We start from the raw sequence: 17,429 nt of genomic DNA, 5'->3' as shown, positions 1-17,429 counted from the left end.
GGGGCTATTTCCGCGTTGCGCTAGCTGCGGAAACGCGGGGTCCGTTCAGGCTGTTGCGCTGAGATTGAAAATCAACCGTCAACGCAAATTATTGCTCGAATGGTGCAATTTTATTGCCCAACGGCAGGGCACCCGATACGACGCAAATCACAGAACATGGCAGTTTGAGCAACCGATGCCGAGGGACCGAAAAACAAAAAAGACGGGGCTCGCAATGCGAACCCCGTCTGCAAAGGAATCTGGCGAGAAAGCCTGATTACTTGAGGGTGACAGCAGCGCCAGCAGCCTCGAGCTTCTCCTTGGCAGCCTCGGCGTCCTCCTTCTTGGCACCCTCGAGAACAGCCTTGGGAGCGCCCTCGACGACCTCCTTGGCCTCCTTCAGGCCAAGGTTGGTGAGCTCACGGACGGCCTTGATGACCTGGATCTTGTTGTCGCCGAAGCCCTCGAGCACGACGTCAAACTCGGTCTTCTCCTCGGCCTCAGCAGCGCCAGCAGCGGGAGCGGCGACAACAGCAGCAGGAGCAGCGGCGGAAACGCCGAAGGTGTCCTCGATAGCCTTAACGAGCTCGGAAGCCTCGAGAAGGGTCATTTCCTTAAGAGCATCGATGATCTCATCGGTGGTAAGCTTAGCCATTTCTAAGTCCTTTCGGTTTCCGTGCGGATGCACGGAGATCAGTTAAAACACGGCGCGAATGCGCCAGGGGTGCGGCGTTGCCGCCGCGGGTGAAAACAGCAACTAGGCTGCCTTCTGCTCGGAGACCTGCTGGATCGAACGAGCGAGACCAGAGGAAACGCCGTTGACGCAGACAGCGATGTCGCGAGCGAAACCGGAGATGAGACCGGCGATCTGGCCGAGAAGCTGATCCTTGGTGGGCAGCTCGGCGATAGCCTTAACATCATCGGCGGAAACGGCCTTGCCGTCGGAGATACCGCCCTTGATCTCAAGGACGCCCTTGGACTTAGCGGAGAAGTCCTTAAGGGCCTTAGCGGCCTCGACCGGCTCGGTCTCGTAGAACACATAAGCGACGGGGCCGGCGAGGATATCGTCGATCTCGGGCTGCTCCTGGTTCTTGAGAGCGATCTTGACCAGGTTGTTCTTGTAGACCTTCATCTCGGCGCCGCACTCGCGAAGCTGATGACGCAGCTCCTGAGCCTGCTTAACCGTCAGACCGTTGTAGTTGACGACGAACAGACCGGCGTTCTCGGCGATACGGGACTCGATCTCTGCAACCTTGTCGATTTTGTACTGCTGGGGCATGAATTACACCTCCTCGAATTCTTTCCGGGCACGGTCCGCCACAAGGACGTGACGGGGGCATGTCCAAAAAGAAAGCCCCCGCGCTGCATGAGCGACGGGGGCGAGAAGACATATCTACTCGACCACCTCGGCTGGCGGGATATCCCATTAAGCTCGCGGGCGATGCCCGTTTGCACCGGCTGTCTCTGGCAGCGGATTCGTGCGTGAACCGAAAGTATTATGGCGGGGACCCCGGCGTCGGTCAACGGGAAACCGGGCTGCACACAATTCCACCATCCGGCCGCGCCGCCGAAGGCCAGGCGCAAGGTTTTCGCTCGGTCAGGTCCTGGGCTCGCACGAAGAGCACATTAAGTGCTCTTCGGCTCGTGCGGAATCTACGAAAACCTTGCGCCTGGCCTTCGGCGGCGCGGCCTGCGGTGACTTTGGGGCAGCCCGGTTTCCCGTTGGCCGGCACCCCCACTCATAAGCCTTAAGTCGGTGGGCTGATGATTTTGGGTCCCGTTGGGCTACAGAGTTGAAACGAAGGTGGACAGGCGGCGGAGGCCTTCGTCCAGATCTTTGTCGGAGACGCAGTAGCTGAGGCGGATGTAGCCTTCGGTGCCGAAGCAGTTTCCGGGGACTAGGGCTACGTTGGCCTCTTTGATGGCTTTGATGCAGAAGTCTTCGCTTGTCAGGCCGTACTGTTTAATGCTGGGGAAGGCGTAGAAGGCGCCGGCTGGTTCCACTACGTCGAGATCCATGGCGTCTAAGGCTGCGAGTACGCGCTCGCGGCGGGCTCGGTAGACTTTGAGCATGGAGGTTGGGTCGACGGTCAGGGCTCGGGCTGCGGCGTCCATCTCGAAGGAGACGGCGCTCGATACTAGGTATTGGTGAGCTTTTGCGATCTCGGCGATGACGGGTGCCGCTGCCGCGAGCCAACCCAGGCGCCAGCCGGTCATGGCCCAGGGCTTGGAGAAGCTCTCGATGACGACCGTCTGCTCGCGCAGCTCCGGGTGTCGCTGGGCAAAGCGCTCGTAGCCGTCCACGTAGACCAGACGGTTGTACACGTCGTCGCAGACTACGTATATGCCCGCCTGCTCTGCCACGCGCGCCACGGCGTCGAGCGATGCCGTGTCGAGGATGCAACCCGTGGGATTGTTGGGCGAGCAGATGACGATGGCCTTGGTCGCCGGGGTCACACAGGCGCGAAGCGCATCCTCGTCAATCTGGAATTGCGCAGGCTCCGTATCCAAAAAGACAGCCTTGGCGTGATTGGCCACGACGATGCTCTCGTACAGGCCAAAGGCCGGCGTGGGGATGATGACCTCGTCGCCGGGGTTGAGCATGGCCATAAATGTTGCCGACAGTGCCTCGGTCGCGCCGTCGGTCAGGATGACCTCATCGGCGGAAAACGCCAGGCCCGCGTCATCCATATATTCGGACAGTGCATCACGCAGGGCGGGGCGACCGTTGTTGGGCGGATAGTGCGTGTCACCGCGGTCCAGCGCGGCGGTCACCTCGGCGCTAATCACATCGGGCGTGGGAAAATCGGGCTCGCCGAGCGCGAGCGCGATACACCCCGGATGCTGGGCGGCGAGCGCGTTAATCCGGCGGATACCGGAGGGCTTGAGCGTGGCAAGCGAGGTATTCATGGGCAGACGCATGGCGTTCCTTTCGTAAGGGTTGCACTAGGATAGCGCGGCGGGGCGCCACCAGACGGTGTAACCTAAACGGAAACGAGCCGGAAAGGAGATGGCATGGAGACGACCGCGCGCGGCGACTTACCAAAAACACTGCACACCATTGCGTATATCAGTATTCCCAATAGCGCCGATCTTGATTTTTTGCTCTGGGACCTGCAGGATGCCATCGCCGCCTATGCTCAGCTTTCTGGCACCGCGCTCCCCCACCCGGTCGATTTGGAGGCGGATGATGCCGGTGCAGTCGATGGCATGGTGCTCGCTGTTGACGATGCATTTGACGATGAGGCCATGATCGCTGTCGAGCAGATACTCGATCGCTTTGGCGGTACGGGAACGCGTGTCTATGCCGTGATTCGAGCCGCACAAGAGGGCGCTGAGCAGGCGCGTGGGGCCGCCGTTCGTCTGCACAAGGCATGCGAGCGCCAGGGCCAATTGTGGTGTGGCGGCGTTGTCATCTGCGCCGGCAGCGGCATCGCAGCGCTTCGCCATTCCCCGCGCATGGGACTCTTGCGGCGACCGTTTTCGGAAGCGATGGATAAGCTTGTGGGCGCTGTGCGCATGGGCTGCTCCATTGAGCATGCGCAGCTGCTTGGCGGCGGCAATGCCGGTAGCGTCGATACCGACGGTATGGTGCGCGCCAAGCCCGCGCTGCCCGCGCCAATTTGGCATGCCACCATCAAACGCCTCGGCGCCCATGCTCAATCAAATATCTAAATTAGAGAGCAGCCCAGTCAACTGCCTCGCGCCAGCGCTCGACAAGGCGCTCCAGACGCCAAGCCGCATTGGCAGGACTTGTCGAGGGCAGGACGATGGCGGGCAGCCCGGTGCGTTCTTGTAGATAGCGCTTGTAGAGCCGGCCAGCCGTACCACCGTTGCATATCACCTGCTCAATGGGAGCTGCGTCGGTAATGCACTCGATATGTGTCGGCACAACGTTACGAATGCTCGCGTCGCTCGAGCCCTTAATGTCACAGCTCTCGATCACATCCCACAGAGCCACGCCGCCGTTCAGCAGCATGGATCGCTTGGAGGCAATTGAGGCGTCGAGCGTCGCGGGCTCGCTGTCCGCCAAAGGGTCGCCCTCGTTGGGCGGCACAGGCACTCCGAGGCACGCGGCCATCACGCGCCAAAAGCGGTTCTGCGGATTGCCATAGTAGAAGGCATTGGCACGCGAGAGCACCGAGGGAAACGACCCCAGCACCAAAACGCGCGAGCGCTCGTCAAACACGGGTTCAAACCCATGCTCAATATGTTGATAGCCCTCGTCCGGCGCGGCCACGAGCTAGGCCCTCAGCAGATAGCGCACCTCGTAGGGTGCAAGCTCGAGGGAGCTCGTCAGCTCGACCGTGGGCGCACCGTCAGCAAGCAGATCGACAAAGGAGCCGTTGAGCTCGCCGGCGCCAAAGGTGTAAGGCTCATCCACGGCGTTCACCGCCACGAGCACCGTCGCGTCGTCGCAGGCGCGCTCAAACAACAGTTGCTTGTTCTGGATCACCACGTTGCGGTACGCGCCGTAGTTGAGAGCGCGTGCCGCCGCACCGCCTGTCGAGCGCAGGTGCGCGAGCTGCTTGATGAAAGCCGACAGCTCGTTGGGCGCTGGCTCATCGAGCGCAGGACGCAGCGCCCAATCGCCATCGGGGCCGCCCTTTTCGCCGGCAATTCCCCACTCGCTGCCATAGTAGACGCACGGGATGCCCGGCATGCCAAAGAGCATGCCATAGGCGGGACGCAGGCACGACTTGTCGGTGAGGATACTCGCCAGGCGCGGCACATCGTGGTTGTCGACAAACGACAGCAGATGCTTGCCGCGGTAGATGCACCACGGATCGCCGCCAAACTGGCGGTGCAGCGAGTGGGCGATCTCGAACATGTTGACCGAGTTAAAGCTGGAGTACAGGCCCTTGTAGCACTCGTAGTTGGTGCAGGAGTCGAGCATCTCGTCGTTGACAATCTGGTTGTAGTCGCCGTGGAGCGTCTCGCCGATCAGCACGAAGTCGGGCTTGAGCTCACGGGCAAAGGCGTGTAGGCGGCGCATAAAGTCGCGGTCGAGCATATAGGCGACGTCCAGGCGCAGGCCGTCGACGCCAAAGACTTCGGCCCAGCGACGCACGGACTCAAGCAGGTAATCGACCACGGCGGGATTTTGCAGGTTGAGCTTCACAAGCTCAAAATGGCCCTCCCAGCCCTCGTACCAAAAGCCGTCGCCATAGCAGGAATCGTCGTCAAAACTGATGTGGAACCAGTCCTTGTAGGACGAGTCCCACTTGCGCTCCTGCACGTCGCGGAATGCCCAGAAGCCGCGGCCCACATGGTTAAAGACGGCATCGAGCACCACGCGAATGCCATGGGCATGCAGCGTCTCACACACGGCGGCAAAGTCGGCATCCCCACCCAAGCGGCGGTCGATATGGCGCAGGCTGCGCGTATCGTAGCCATGGCTATCGGACTCGAGCGGAGGGTTGATGAGCACGGCGCCAATACCGAGTTCCTGCAGGTAGTCGGCCCATTGGGCGATTTTCATGATGGGGGCATCGGGGTTGGGCGCGGGGATGGCAGCCTGGGAAAGTTCATCCTCGGCAACGGGCGCGGCATTCTCACGCGGAGCTCCGCAAAAGCCCAGCGGATAGATCTGATAGAACGTCGTCTCGTAAGCCCACATAACAACCTCCCGGCAATCTTTTACGCAACGCCATCCATTGTATGCCCGCCGCGCATCCCCTCCCCCAAAATAAGTTGCGGTGAAATACGGACTGTTTTCCGGGTTTATTGGGCCCAGCAGTCCGTATTTCACCGCAACTGATGAGGGGACGTGATTAGGCGACGGGCTTTGCGCGGCGTATGGCTGGGAACAGTACGGTGATGGCAAGGATGACGCCCACGACGGTAATCGCCCCGCCCGCGAAGCCAATCCAAGCGATACCGGGACCCGAAACCACGGCGCCGCCGATTGCGGTGCCCGTGCCGATACCGAGGTTAAACAGGCCCGAGAAGATCGACATGGCGACGGCCGACGAATCCGCCGGCGTGTACTTGATGAGCTCGGCCTGGAACGCCACGTTAAAGGCTGTGGAGCAGCAGCCCCATAGCGCGCAGACGGCAAGCACTGCTACGAGCGACGATGCGACCGAACCCATGAGCAGCAGAGCCACCGGCACGCCGGAGAGCGTGATAGCCAAGAACGGGAAGCGATGCCCATCGAACAGGCGGCCAAACAGCCAGCTTCCGAGCAGACCGGAGCAGCCAAACGCCGTCAGGGTCATGGTAATAGCGCTTGCGTCGACGTGCGCGACCTGCGCCAGGAACGGCTCGATATAGCTGTAACCCGCATAATAGCCGGTTGCCATGAACACCGTGACCGCATAAAGCGCGATGAGGAACGGATTCTTGAGCAGCTCGGGCAGCTGCTTAACGGTAAAGCGCTCGCCCACCGGCATGGCCGGGAACACCGCGGCCTGGTAGACGACCGCGACAGCTGAGAGGGCCCCGACCACGGCGAATGTCATGCGCCAGCCCACGGCCAGCCCGATGGCGCGGCCGATCGGCAGGCCAAAGATCTGCGCGATGGACGAGCCCGTGGCGATCATGCTAATGGCGAGCGCCCCGTGGCGACTGTCAACCAGGCGCGAGGCCATGATCGAGGCGACCGACCAGAACACGGCATGCGCGCAGGCGACCACCAGACGCGCGCAAACCAAAATAGGATAGGTAGGCGCCACGGCGGACAGGAACTGACCCAGCGAGAACACGGCAAGCACGCCGAGCAGCATACGCTTGAACTCAAAGCGCGAGGCAAACACCATGAGTGGCAGCGACAGCAGCATGACGCCCCAGGCGTAGACCGAGATCATGATGCCGGCCTGGGCCTCGGTGAGCGAGAACGACGCGGCGATATCGGTCAGCAGGCCGATGGGCATAAACTCCGACGTGTTGAACACGAACGCACAACAGGCGAGCCCGATAAGAGGGAGCCACTGCTTGAGTGAGATGCCATCTTGTCTTGCCTGACTCATATATAACGTCTCCAATCATTTTGAGCGGAGGCGATTATATAGCAACGGCCCCGCATCCGTCAGTACAGATACGGGGCCGCAATCAACTCAATACACAGGGGTTGCGCCGTCAATAAATAGCTAAGCCAACCCCAGCAATATGCCCGCCGAATGCACGACAAACGCCACGATCCAGGCGACCGTCACCTGAAACGCGAACACGGCAACGGCATAGCGCGCGCCCAGCTCGCTCTTGACGGCACCGATGGACGCCACGCAGGGCGGGTACAGCAGCGTAAAGACCAGGAACACGTAAGCGGTAAACGGCGAAAACATGGTTGACAGCACCGCGGGCGACGTTGCGCCCAAAAGCACCGTGAGGGTCGAAATGACGCTCTCCTTGGCGATAAGTCCGGTGACGAGCGCCGTCGAGGCGCGCCAGTCGCCGAAGCCGAGCGGGGCCAACACCGGCGCGATGATGCTACCCAGACCGGCAAGCAGACTCTGCGACTGATCGGCGACCACATTAAAGCGGATGTCGAACGTCTGCAGGAACCAGATGACCACCGTAGCGGCAAAGATAATGGTAAAGGCCTTGGTAATAAAGTCCTTGGCCTTATCCCATGCCAGCATCACCGTCGTCTTGACGCTTGGCAGGCGATAGTTGGGAAGCTCCATGATAAACGGCACCGGGTCGCCCTTAAATGCCGTGCGGTTGAGCACCAAAGCCGCGATACAGCCAACCGCAATGCCGATCAGATAGAGCGAGACCATGGCGGGAACTGTCGCCTGCGGGAAAAACGCCCCGCACAGCAGACCGTAGACCGGCAACTTGGCCGAGCAGCTCATGAACGGCGTGAGCATGACAGTCATCTTGCGGTCGTGCTCGGATGGGAGCGTGCGGGTTGACATGATGGCCGGCACGGTGCAACCAAAACCGACGAGCATAGGCACGAAGCTGCGGCCCGACAGGCCAAAGCGACGCAGCACTTTATGCATGACAAAGGCCACGCGCGCCATGTAGCCGGAGTCTTCCAGAATGGAGAGGAACAAAAAGAGCACGACGATAATCGGCAGGAAGGTCAGCACGCTGCCCACGCCCGTAAGCACGCCGTCGACAGCCAGCGAGCGCACCACGTCGTTGGTGCCGAACGCCTTGAGGCCCGCATCGGCCGAGGCGATGATGGCAGCGATGCCGTCCTCCATAAGTCCCTGCAGCGCCGCGCCGATCACGCCAAACGTCAGCCAAAAGACGAGACCCATGATCACCAGGAACGCTGGAATGGCCGTGTAGCGACCCGTCAGGATGCGGTCGATCTTGACGGAACGCACGTGCTCGCGGCTCTCGTGCGGCTTGACGACGCAGCGCCCACACACGTCGCCGATAAAGCCGAAGCGCATGTCAGCCAGTGCAGATAGACGGTCGGTACCGGCCTCACCCTCCATCTGGGCAATGATGTGCTCGATGGCGTCAAGTTCGTTACGGTCCAGATGAAGCGCCTCGGTCACCAGCTCGTCGCCCTCAACCAGCTTGGTCGCCGCAAAACGCACCGGGATATGCGCCGTCGCGGCATGGTCCTCGATAAGGTTGGCGATGCCGTGAATGCAGCGATGCAGCGCGCCGCCGTCTGGACCATCGGGCGCGCAGAAGTCCAGGCGGCCGGGGCGCTCGCGGAACCGCGCCACGTGCAAGGCATGATCCACCAGCTCGCCGATACCCTCGTTGCGGGCAGCGCTAATGGGGACAACAGGCACGCCCAACAGGCTCTCGAGCAGGTTGACGTCTACGGCGCCACCGTTGGCGGTCACCTCGTCCATCATGTTGAGCGCGATGACCATGGGGCGATCGAGCTCCATAAGCTGCAGCGTCAGGTACAGATTGCGCTCGATGTTGGTGGCGTCGATGATATCGATGATGGCATCGGGATGCTCGTCAAGGATAAACTGGCGGCTCACAATCTCCTCGCCCGTGTACGGCGACAGGGAGTAAATGCCGGGCAGGTCGGTAACGCTCGCCTCGGGGTGGTTACGGATAGTGCCGTCCTTGCGGTCGACCGTCACGCCGGGAAAGTTACCGACGTGCTGGTTGGAGCCCGTCAGCTGGTTGAACAGCGTGGTCTTACCGCAGTTTTGGTTGCCGGCGAGGGCAAAGTGCAGCGGTGCGTCCTCGGGCACGGCCGTTTTTGCCGCACGGGGCGAATACGTCCCCTCGCCGAGTGCCGGATGCTCCGTCGTGCCGATTGCAGCGTTAGCGCGCGGACCCATATCGGTATCGTGAATGCCCACGAGCTCAATGCGGGCGGCATCGTCCTTGCGCAGTGTCAACTCGTAGCCACGCAGACGGATCTCGAGCGGATCTCCCATAGGGGCGTATTTCATCATGGTGACTTCGGTGCCCGGCGTTAGGCCCATGTCCAAAATATGCTGTCGGAGCGCCTGATCATCGGATGCCACCGATGCGACAACGGCGTCCTTTCCAATCTCGAGTGTATCGAGCTTCACGCGCTCATCCTTTCGTTAGACGCGGTTAACCGTTTACCGGGGCTAACCAACTCGTAACGACAAATGATAGCGCTCTGAACTATTTTATAAAGTCAAATACCGATGTTTACCTGCGCAAACTTTATGCGGTGCGCCCCGAAAGCTCTTTGCGCATACCGCTCAGCGAGATCGAAACGGAACCCGACCGCGCGGTAGCAGTGAGTCGATCACCCTCGACTGACCCCGTGCATGTAAAGGGCGCCTTGCCCATCAAGACGTGGGAGATAGTACCCGAGAGCTCAAAGAAATCGCCCTCAGCGCGGGCACTCGAGAGAGCGATATTGAGACCCCTGACGTTTAGTACTGCCCTGAGCACGCCGTTCACCCCATGTGAAAACGTCACCTCGCCGCGTTTACTCCCCACCAGCGTCTGGGCCGAAACCACATACGTACCCTCAAGCATGGCTCCTCCTCTAAGCAGACTTTTTGAAACGGGCAAGTAGTCTACTTTTACATATGGCGCTCCAGGAAACGGAAGGCCAGGCGGATCCAAGGACGGACCGCCACCTGCTTGTCCTCGTTATCGACCGCGGTGTTGGCGTTGCCGAGCGAAAGCCCGTGACCACCTTGGTCAAAGACGTGCATCTCGCAAGCGACGCCCTCCTCGGCCATGCGCTGCGCAAACGGATAGACCTGCGCGATCGGCGCCGTCTTGTCGTCGGACACGCCCCACACAAAGGTCGGCGGCATCTGACGCGAAACATGCGTGGTGGGGCAGATGTCGGCCAGGTGCTCGTCGGTCGCCTCACCGCCCGTCACCATCGACAGATAGTCGTTGAGCAAATCGCGCCCCGTCTTGCCACCCGTCTTGGGAACGCGCAGGTCGATGCGCGGGTCGCGCGTCTGCATGTCGCGCACATAGGCAAAGTCGAGCAGCGGATAGCCCAGCACCACGGCATCGGGACGAATGTCGTCCGGACGCGACCCGGCAAGCGCCGCGAAGGGACCAGTCTTCCATTGCGTTGCCAGCGAAGCGCAGATCATGCCGCCTGCCGAGAAGCCCACGACGCACACGCGCTTGGGATCGACATGCCACTCGTCGGCGTTGGCGCGAACCGTGGCGACCATCTTGGCAAGGTCTGCCTGCGGGTGAGGAAAGCTCACGTCGCCCGTGCCACTTGTCACATAGTTGAGCACAAAGGCCTGGTAGCCGCGGTCCAAAAACGCAAACGCCACGGGATCCTGCTCATGCGGAGCGATATGCGTAAACGCACCTCCGCCGCAGATAATCACGGCAGGGCGGCGGCCATTCGGCTTATCGGGCAGCGGCTCGGCACCCAAATACGTAAACGTCGCCGGATACTCCTCGGTCGGCTCCTCGCCCCACAGCGCATGGTTCTCGACAATCATATGTGCTCCCTTCGCGCAGATTATGCGCCCTTGTTTTTCGCGTCTAAGCGTACCCCACTTGAGCCCGTGGCGAAGAAACACTCCAGCAATAAGTTTCCCTTCAACTGATATATCACATAATCCCAGTTCAGAGGTATCGTTGAGCAGCGTAAAATAGGGGCGTTGACCAAGCCGCGAAACACATATGAAACGTTTCCGGCAAACCAAGCGCGCGATATGCGCCTATTTAAGTTGGAGGCAACTATGGGTCTGCTCGATTCGCTTAAGTCCACCTTCACCTCGACGGGCGAGGCATCCGTTCCGCCCGCAGCAAGCTTCGCCACCCGCGAAGGCGTCATCTACGCCCCCGTCAACGGCGTGCTCGTCAACCTCGATGAGGTTCCCGATGAGACCATCGCCTCGGGTATGCTCGGTCAGGGCTACGGCATCGAGCCCATTACCGGCACCATCTATGCGCCCGCCAACGGCCGCATCGGCGCCACCACCGTCACCAACCACTCCATCGGCATGATCACCGAGGACGGTCTTCGCGTGTTCATCCATGTTGGCCTGGGCACCGTGGAAATGAACGGCAAAGGTTTTGCCCGCTTTGTCGAGATGGGTGACACGGTCAAGGCAGGCCAGCCGCTCATCAGTTTCGACCGCGAGGCCATCAAGGCCGCCGGTCACGAGGACATCGTGACCGTCATCGTCTCCGAGCTCGATCGTCTTAAGAGCATCGACCATGTCGGCGAGTCCGGCACGCTTATCGGCGGCAACCCGCTCGTCAAGCTTGGCGACCCGCTGCTGGTAGCCAAGACCAAGTAGCCAGGCCCCGCGCCACACAGCCAAAAGGCACCTCGTCAAGCGCCCGCGACCATTTGGCCGCAGGCGCTTTTCGTTTGAAAAACCATCCCGCCAATGCCTTATCCGTATAGCCCAAATGAGCCGAGCTGCTAGAATATCGAACTGTATGGATAACTATCATTCAACCGTTATGGGAGGATACGTGAACCGCACCAAAATCGCGCAGCTTTACGCCGATGCCGAGTCGCTTGGCGGCCAGACCGTCACCGTCGCCGGCTGGGTCAAGTCCATCCGCGACATGAAGAACTTTGGCTTTGTTACGCTCAACGACGGCAGCTGCTTCCGCGACCTGCAGGTCGTCATGAACCGCGAGGCACTCGACAACTACGACGAGATCGCCCATCAAAACGTCTCGGCCGCACTCATTTGCACCGGCACCGTCAAGCTGACCCCCGATGCGCCCCAGCCTTTCGAGCTTTCTGCCACTTCCATCGAGGTCGAGGGCGTCAGCGCCCCGGATTACCCGCTGCAGAAGAAGCGCGCAACCGTCGAGTTCCTGCGCACCCAGCAGCACCTGCGCCCGCGCACCAACCTGTTCCGCGCCGTGTTCCGCATCCGTTCTGTCGCGGCTGCCGCCATCCACCGCTTCTTCCAGGAGCGGGGCTTTGTCTACGTCAACACCCCCATCATCACCACGAGTGACTGCGAGGGCGCCGGCGAGATGTTCCGCGTGACCACGCTCGACCCCAAAAATCCGCCCCTCGCCGAGTCCGGCGAGGTCGACTGGAGCCAGGACTTCTTTGGCAAGCATGCAAGTCTCACCGTGTCCGGCCAGCTCAATGCCGAGAACTTTGCCATGGCCTTTGGCGACGTGTACACCTTTGGCCCCACCTTCCGTGCCGAGAACTCCAACACTACGCGCCACGCCGCCGAGTTTTGGATGATCGAACCCGAGATGGCCTTTGCCGATCTGAACGACTACATGGATAACGCCGAGGCCATGCTCAAGTACGTCCTTAAGGACGTTATGGCCACCTGCCCCGACGAGCTCAATATGCTCAACAAGTTTGTGGACAAGGGTCTGCTCGAGCGCCTGGACCACGTGGCAAACTCCGACTTTGCCCGCGTCACCTATACCGAGGCCGTCGAAATCCTGGAGCAGGCCGTCGCTGCCGGTCACAAGTTTGACTATCCCGTGAGCTGGGGCATCGACCTGCAGACCGAGCACGAGCGCTTCCTGACCGAGGAGCACTTTAAGCGACCGACTTTTGTGACCGACTACCCGGCCGAGATCAAGGCGTTCTACATGCGCATGAACGAGGACGGCAAGACCGTCGCCGCCGCCGACTGCCTGGTTCCCGGTATCGGCGAGATTATCGGCGGCTCCCAGCGCGAGGAGCGCCTGGATCTGCTCGAGGCCCGCATCAAGGACCTGGGCATGAATCCCGAGCAGTACAAGTACTACCTTGACCTGCGCCGCTACGGTTCCTGCAAGCACGCCGGCTACGGCTTGGGCTTCGAGCGCTTGGTCATGTATCTGACCGGCGTGGGCAACATCCGCGACGTCCTGCCGCACCCGCGCACCGTGGGCAACGCCGACTTCTAATCGCCACAGCGCCACCAAACGCGTTCCAGCGCATCACGCCAGCGCCTCTCGGCAAGCCGAGGGGCGCTTTTTTCAACAGTATCCGTCAAGCTTTTGGCAAGATTTTGGTCAGTTGAGCAGGGCTGTTGAAAACTCGACCCGCCGCTTGCCGACGACTACCGACCGCCCAGAGTGCTCTGCGCCCCTGGGAAAGCCCCGCGCCCTAGGCTCCATACCGTCGCCACCCAAAACGGAAAGGACGTGGACGCCATGACCGAAACCGCTGTTGAAACTTACGAGACCACGACGAGGGGCGCCGCCTCGATGGCAGCCTATCGCGCCGTTCGCATCCTGCAACTATTAAGCGAAAACACCGGCGAGGACAAGGCCATGCTTTCCGATGAGTTGATCCGGCGTCTCGCCCATCCCGACGACCCCGCCCGCATGCCCATCTCGGCGGCGCGGCGCAGCATCTACACCGCCATCTCCGCACTTCGCCATGCCGGATACGAAATTGAGTACAAGCGCGGCGTGGGCTATCGACTCTTGACCCGTCCGCTCACCGACGAAGAGATCATCCGGCTCCACGGCATGGTCATGCGCAACCGCTCCACGCCCATCGCCATTCGAAAGAGCATAGCGCAGCACCTGGTCGCCATGGCGAGTGCCGACGTTCGCGGCTACCTCGATGCACCCGAGCCTGCTCCAAGCGCAGGCGACAAATCCACCAAGGCCACACGCACGCCCGTCAAGCGCATCGATGCCTGCGAGCTCATCGAGCAGGCCATCGACCACGGAACCACGGTGAGTTTTGATATTTCGAGTGTCACGGCACGCGGAGAGGTCGAAGTGGCGCGGATGACACTCCGGCCCTTTGCTATCAAGCAACGAGACGGCATCTCGTATTTGCTGGGAACGGTCTATGACGCGCGAGGCGCCGACGACACGCTGCGTACCGTTGAGATCGGCCGCATGAGAAACGTCACCACACGTCTCCTTGACGGCAAGAAGCTCTTCGCCGTCCTGGACGAGGACGATGCCTCCTCCGCCGCATAAGACCCTCCGCCGCCCATTCGACTACCCGTACCGCCCATCCGATTCTGTATTAAAAACCCGCCAGGCTGTTGTAAAAATGGACATCAGCGCTACTATAGTTCCACTTGCACTTTGTCCCAGTGCAGTGTTTCCAGCCATTTTTATACTGGGGGTAATGATATGAAGGACATCACCATCAGCCGCAGGAGCCTTCTGGTCTCCGCCGGTCTGCTCGCGCTCGCCCCGCTCGCCGGATGCGGCGGCAACTCTGGTTCCGGCTCTGCTGCCGCCGGTTCCGACCACACCATCGGCGTTCTGCAACTCACCGAGCACTCCGCACTCGATGCCGCCAACGACGGCTTTGTCAAGGCCATCAAGGAGAGCGGCCTTAAGGTCAAGATCGACCAGAAGAACGCCCAGAACGACCAGTCCACGTGTAAGTCCATTGCCGACAAGTTTGTGGGCGACAACGTCAACCTGATTTATGCCATCGCCACGCCCGCCGCGCAGGCTGCCGCCGGCGCCACGGCCGATATCCCCATCGTGGGCTGCGCCATCACCGACTACGCCGCCTCCGGCCTGGTCCAGGACAACGACAAGCCCGGCACCAACGTCACGGGCGCCTCCGACCTCACCCCGGTCGCCGAGCAGCTCGAGATGATGCAGAAGGTCCTGCCCGACGTTAAGAAGGTCGGCTTGCTCTACTGCACCGCTGAGTCCAACTCCGACGTCCAGATCAAGGCCGCCAAGAAGGAACTCGACAAGCTGGACCTGGAGTACACCGACTTCACCGTCTCGAGCTCCAACGAGATTCAGTCCGTCGTCGAGTCCGCCGTGGGCAAGGTCGACGCGCTGTACTCCCCCACCGACAACACGATTGCCGCGGGTGCCTCGCAGGTGGGCCAGATCTGCAAGGAGAATAAGCTCCCCTTCGTGACCGGCGAGGAGGGTATGTGCATGGCCGGCGGCCTGTTCACCCTCTCCATCAACTATAAGGACCTGGGCTACGCCGCGGGCGAGATGGCCGTTAAGATCCTGAAGGGCGAGGCCAAGCCCGAGGATATGCCGATCAAGCACCTCTCGAGCAAGGACCTGGTCGTCGTCAAGAACGACGAGATGGCCGAGGCCCTGGGCATCGACCTTTCCGCTCTGGACGAGTAGCGCCATGCGCGGTAACGCGTCTAGGGCCCGCACGCGCGCCACAGCCGCGTTATTCAATATCTGAGTCCTTGGGGCGAACGCTAAAGACCGGCGTTCGCCCTGCTTGTTTCGGATGAGACAAAACATCCGTCCGCAGCTCTTTTATGCATTGGTACCGCTATTATGGAAAATCACGTGTCCACCCTATCCTAGGAGGTATGAAGCATGCTCATTGCATTGCAGGGCGCCGTTTCGCAGGGCGTCCTCTGGGGCATTATGGTGCTTGGCGTGTTTATCACGTTCCGCCTGCTCGACATCCCCGATATGACCTGCGACGGCAGCTTTGCCCTCGGCGGCTGTGTCTGTGCCGTACTCATCGTCAACAATAACGTCGACCCGCTGCTCGCCGTGCTTGCCGGCATGTGCGCCGGTGCCATCGCCGGTGCCGTCACGGGCATCCTGACCACCGTCTTTGAGATCCCCGCAATCCTTGCCGGAATCCTAACGCAGATCAGCCTGTGGTCCATCAACCTGCGCATCATGGGCAAGTCCAACACGCCCATCCTCGCCAAGGGCACCATCTTCTCGTCCGTCAGCAACATGACCGGCCTGCCGCAGTCCACCGTTGCCATTATCTTGGGCATTGTGCTGGCCGTGGCCATCGTCGCCATCCTGTACTGGTTCTTTGACACCGAGATCGGCTCCGGACTGCGCGCCACCGGCAACAACGAGTACATGATCCGCGCCCTGGGCGTCAACACCAACTCCACCAAGATGATCGCCCTCGTGCTCTCCAACGCCCTCATCGGCCTCTCTGGCGCACTTATCTGCCAGAGCCAAAAGTATGCCGACATTGGTATGGGCACCGGCGCCATCGTTATCGGCCTTGCCGCCATCGTCATCGGCGAGGTACTCGGTCGTCTGCTGCCCGGCGGCCTCACGCAGTTCTCCGTCCGTCTGGCCTCCGCTGTCTTTGGCTCCGTGGTCTACTTCCTTATCCGCGCTATCGTGCTGCAACTGGGCATGGACGCCAACGACATGAAGCTGCTCTCCGCCGTAATCGTCGCCGTTGCCCTGTGCGTACCTGTGGTTTGGGAGCGTTACAAGCTCCGCAGCTCCTACACGAGGGGAGATGAGGCAGATGCTTAAGCTCTCGCACGTCAAAAAGACCTTTAACAAGGGCACCGTCACCGAGAAGCGCGCCCTTACCGGCGTCGACCTCACCCTTAACGACGGCGACTTTGTAACCGTGATCGGCGGCAACGGCGCCGGCAAGTCCACGCTGCTCAACATGATTGCCGGCGTGTATCCGCTCGATTCGGGTGTCATCGAGCTCGACGGCACCGATATCTCGCGTCTGAGCGAGTCGCAGCGCGCCAAGTACCTGGGCCGCGTGTTCCAGGACCCCATGCGCGGTACCGCTGCCGACATGCAGATCGCCGAGAACCTGGCCCTCGCCAAGCGCCGCGGCCAGCGTCGCGGCCTTTCGTGGGGCGTCACCAAGGCCGAGAAGGACGAGTACGTTGAGCTGCTCAAGCGTCTGGACCTTGGCCTGGACACACGCCTCAACGCCAAGGTCGGCCTGCTCTCGGGCGGCCAGCGTCAGGCACTCACCCTGCTGATGGCCACGCTCACCAAGCCGCGCCTGCTGCTGCTCGACGAGCACACGGCGGCCCTCGACCCCAAGACGGCCTCTAAGGTGCTCAGCCTGACCGAGGAGATCGTCGACGAGAACCGCCTGACCACGCTCATGGTCACGCACAACATGAACGACGCCATCCGTCTGGGCAACCGTCTGATCATGATGCACGAGGGCCATGTGATCTACGACGTGGCCGGCGACGAGAAGAAGTCGCTCACCGTGGCCGACCTGCTGCAGAAGTTTGAGGAGGTCTCGGGCGGCGAGCTCGCCAACGACCGCATGCTGCTGAGCTAAACCTACCAAAAAGGGACAGGTTTATTTTGGCAGGTTTTATCTGCGCAAACATCAGAACCACCCTTAAAAAGGGTGGTTTGCTCTTAGGGTATAACCCACGGGCCCCGGGCTCGCGTCTAAAGGCGCG

16 protein-coding genes are annotated in these 17,429 nt (G+C 61.1%); 7 read left to right on the top strand and 9 right to left on the bottom strand.

The features are described from left to right. Positions 1–256: 256 nt before the first annotated feature. The 3 genes from rplL to I2E13_RS10300 form a co-directional block, all read right to left on the bottom strand. On the bottom strand, positions 257–634 hold the full coding sequence (rplL, locus tag I2E13_RS10310) for a 50S ribosomal protein L7/L12 (protein ID WP_006235005.1): 378 nt from the start codon (positions 632–634) through the stop codon (positions 257–259). 102 nt (positions 635–736) lie between these two features. Then, complete coding sequence (gene rplJ, locus I2E13_RS10305; RefSeq protein WP_117639559.1) at positions 737–1,258, bottom strand: 50S ribosomal protein L10; 522 nt, start codon at positions 1,256–1,258, stop codon at positions 737–739. A gap of 506 nt (positions 1,259–1,764) precedes the next feature. Continuing rightward, a complete protein-coding gene (locus I2E13_RS10300) occupies positions 1,765–2,901 on the bottom strand; it encodes a pyridoxal phosphate-dependent aminotransferase (RefSeq protein WP_195405040.1) in 1,137 nt (378 codons plus the stop codon). Between the two features lie 93 nt (positions 2,902–2,994). Between I2E13_RS10300 and I2E13_RS10295 the strand changes: the two genes are divergently transcribed. Then, positions 2,995–3,654: a hypothetical protein gene (locus I2E13_RS10295; protein ID WP_195405039.1), complete on the top strand. Its 660-nt coding sequence runs from the start codon at positions 2,995–2,997 to the stop codon at positions 3,652–3,654. Position 3,655: 1 nt separating this feature from the next. On the opposite strand, the gene I2E13_RS10290 is transcribed toward I2E13_RS10295, so the two are convergent. The 6 genes from I2E13_RS10290 to I2E13_RS10265 all read right to left on the bottom strand — a co-directional run bounded on the left by I2E13_RS10290 (position 3,656) and on the right by I2E13_RS10265 (position 10,820). Continuing rightward, positions 3,656–4,219: a uracil-DNA glycosylase family protein gene (locus tag I2E13_RS10290; protein ID WP_195405038.1), complete on the bottom strand. Its 564-nt coding sequence runs from the start codon at positions 4,217–4,219 to the stop codon at positions 3,656–3,658. A 3-nt stretch (positions 4,220–4,222) separates the two neighbouring features. Then, positions 4,223–5,599 (bottom strand): alpha-amylase family glycosyl hydrolase, encoded by a 1,377-nt coding sequence (locus I2E13_RS10285; protein WP_195405037.1) that lies wholly within the window; start codon positions 5,597–5,599, stop codon positions 4,223–4,225. A 154-nt stretch (positions 5,600–5,753) separates the two neighbouring features. Then, positions 5,754–6,950: an MFS transporter gene (locus I2E13_RS10280; RefSeq protein WP_195405036.1), complete on the bottom strand. Its 1,197-nt coding sequence runs from the start codon at positions 6,948–6,950 to the stop codon at positions 5,754–5,756. Between the two features lie 120 nt (positions 6,951–7,070). Beyond that, a complete protein-coding gene (gene feoB / locus I2E13_RS10275) occupies positions 7,071–9,431 on the bottom strand; it encodes a ferrous iron transport protein B (protein ID WP_195405035.1) in 2,361 nt (786 codons plus the stop codon). A gap of 121 nt (positions 9,432–9,552) precedes the next feature. Then, positions 9,553–9,873 (bottom strand): hypothetical protein, encoded by a 321-nt coding sequence (locus I2E13_RS10270; RefSeq protein WP_195405034.1) that lies wholly within the window; start codon positions 9,871–9,873, stop codon positions 9,553–9,555. A gap of 47 nt (positions 9,874–9,920) precedes the next feature. Then, on the bottom strand, positions 9,921–10,820 hold the full coding sequence (locus tag I2E13_RS10265) for an alpha/beta hydrolase (protein WP_118934831.1): 900 nt from the start codon (positions 10,818–10,820) through the stop codon (positions 9,921–9,923). A gap of 243 nt (positions 10,821–11,063) precedes the next feature. Between I2E13_RS10265 and I2E13_RS10260 the strand changes: the two genes are divergently transcribed. The 6 genes from I2E13_RS10260 to I2E13_RS10235 all read left to right on the top strand — a co-directional run bounded on the left by I2E13_RS10260 (position 11,064) and on the right by I2E13_RS10235 (position 17,302). Continuing rightward, positions 11,064–11,627, top strand: coding sequence for a PTS sugar transporter subunit IIA (locus tag I2E13_RS10260; protein ID WP_229057941.1), 564 nt, complete (start codon positions 11,064–11,066; stop codon positions 11,625–11,627). A gap of 181 nt (positions 11,628–11,808) precedes the next feature. Further along, positions 11,809–13,212 (top strand): asparagine--tRNA ligase, encoded by a 1,404-nt coding sequence (asnS, locus tag I2E13_RS10255; RefSeq protein ID WP_271817646.1) that lies wholly within the window; start codon positions 11,809–11,811, stop codon positions 13,210–13,212. A gap of 249 nt (positions 13,213–13,461) precedes the next feature. Beyond that, positions 13,462–14,247: a hypothetical protein gene (locus I2E13_RS10250; protein WP_089572510.1), complete on the top strand. Its 786-nt coding sequence runs from the start codon at positions 13,462–13,464 to the stop codon at positions 14,245–14,247. Between the two features lie 159 nt (positions 14,248–14,406). Further along, the gene (locus I2E13_RS10245) at positions 14,407–15,387 is read left to right on the top strand and encodes an ABC transporter substrate-binding protein (RefSeq protein WP_195405033.1); all 981 of its coding nucleotides are present in this window, start codon (positions 14,407–14,409) and stop codon (positions 15,385–15,387) included. 204 nt (positions 15,388–15,591) lie between these two features. Next, positions 15,592–16,515: an ABC transporter permease gene (locus tag I2E13_RS10240; RefSeq protein ID WP_195405032.1), complete on the top strand. Its 924-nt coding sequence runs from the start codon at positions 15,592–15,594 to the stop codon at positions 16,513–16,515. Next, complete coding sequence (locus tag I2E13_RS10235) at positions 16,508–17,302, top strand: ABC transporter ATP-binding protein (protein ID WP_117647628.1); 795 nt, start codon at positions 16,508–16,510, stop codon at positions 17,300–17,302. The genes I2E13_RS10240 and I2E13_RS10235 overlap by 8 nt, the downstream gene beginning before the upstream one ends. The last annotated feature ends 127 nt before the right edge of the window (positions 17,303–17,429 follow it).

It is taken from the genome of Collinsella aerofaciens, from assembly GCF_015554145.1.
Lineage (GTDB): Bacteria > Actinomycetota > Coriobacteriia > Coriobacteriales > Coriobacteriaceae > Collinsella > Collinsella aerofaciens_AA.
This window is presented reverse-complemented; position numbering and strand designations above follow the sequence as displayed.